The organism is Bacillus sp. LR--39, from assembly GCF_053613335.1.
Genome location: NZ_JBSIOT010000477.1, coordinates 1 through 935, shown reverse-complemented (window position 1 = coordinate 935; position 935 = coordinate 1). Strand labels below are relative to the sequence as shown.

General features: G+C 50.9%; 1 protein-coding gene and 1 pseudogene. Both read right to left on the bottom strand.

The features are described from left to right. The coding region (locus ACWHAR_RS24275) for an FAD-dependent oxidoreductase (RefSeq protein ID WP_452088082.1) at window positions 1-169 on the bottom strand (169 nt) is incomplete at its 3' end. 20 nt (window positions 170-189) lie between these two features. Beyond that, window positions 190-935: pseudogene (gene acoC / locus ACWHAR_RS24270) on the bottom strand (acetoin dehydrogenase complex dihydrolipoyllysine-residue acetyltransferase); the annotation flags it as partial.

Here is a 935-nt window from a genome sequence, read left to right as displayed (position 1 = left end):
CAAGAACGTTTGCGCTTTCTAACAAAGACTTTGTCGGGATGCAGCCTTCATTCAGGCAGGTCCCCCCAAGCTTGCCTTTGTCAATGAGCAGCACGTTTCTGCCCTGCTGTGCCGCAGAAACCGCAGCCGCATAGCCTGCAGGTCCGCCGCCGATAATGGCTAATGTCATGTCGTTTTCACCTGCTTTTCCTATAAAATTAATGCTGCGGGTTCTTCCAAATATGTTTTCATCGCCTTCAGGAATGCAGCGGCAGGGGCGCCGTCACACGCTCTGTGATCAAATGTCAGGCTGAGCGGCAGGACTGTGCTTCTGACGATTTCCTCCCCTTGATACACCGGCGTGTCATAGCTTGCTCCGATGCCGAGAATGCCTGTTTCCGGCGGATTTAGTATTGGTGTGAAATGCTCAACTCCAAATGCGCCAAGGTTTGTAATGGAGAAGGTAGAGCCTTGCAGTTCTTCGCTTCCCGCACGTCCCTCGCGTGCTTTTTTGGCATTTTCTGAGATAGATTGAGCCAGTTCAATCAGCGATAGCTTTTCAGCATGGCGGATCACAGGCACCACTAAGCCATTTTCCAAGGCTACAGCCATACCAAGGTGCACATGAGGATGTGTGATGATGCGCTCATTTTGATAAAAGCTGTTCAGCACAGGGTGAGCTTGCAGAGCGAGAACGGCGGCTCTTGAGACAAAATGAGTGATCGTCAGTTTTGTGCCGTATCTCTCTTCCGCAGTTGGTGAAAGCTGTTTTTGAAGAGTGGCAAGCTTGGTGATATCAGCTTTCATCGTGATCGTCAGCTGTGCGCTGTTTGCCAGGCTTTCCTGCATTCGGGCAGCGATGACCTTTCTCATGCCTGTCACCGGGATTTCCTGCGCTTTCTGTTCCGAACCAGGCTTTGCCTGATCTTTTTTCTGTTCAGCAAGAGCCTTTGTCA